Annotated in this window: 1 protein-coding gene; it reads right to left on the minus strand. The window is 75.7% G+C overall.

The window, feature by feature from the left end; translation table 11 throughout:
* Positions 1-342 (minus strand): hypothetical protein (locus PUR56_RS01880; protein ID WP_329947570.1); only part of this gene is annotated, 342 nt, incomplete at both ends.

Here is a 342-nt window from a genome sequence, read left to right on the forward strand (position 1 = left end):
AGCCTTCGGTCCCGGCGGTGTCGTCGGGCACGGTCCGACAGGACGGACTCGCGCTGTGGTCGGCCCCGGAGTAGTGGGTGGACAAGCTCCTCAAGCGGGTCCGGTTCGCCGACGGCCCAGAAGGCCGCCTCCCCGGCGGCCTGCGAACCGGCCGGGGCCCCCGCGTCGAGCCGCGGCCGCTCGTGCGGCAGGTGGGGGGCGGGCAGCTCGGCCGGTCGGACGCCCGTGAACAGCGGCGACCAGTCGACCGGGACACCGTTGACGAGAAGTGTCGCGAGCGCCGTCAGCGCGGTGGTGACATCGTCACGGGCGCGGCGCAGCAGCGGCGCGGTGACGGCGACG

It is taken from the genome of Streptomyces sp. BE303, from assembly GCF_036290945.1.
GTDB lineage: Bacteria > Actinomycetota > Actinomycetes > Streptomycetales > Streptomycetaceae > Kitasatospora.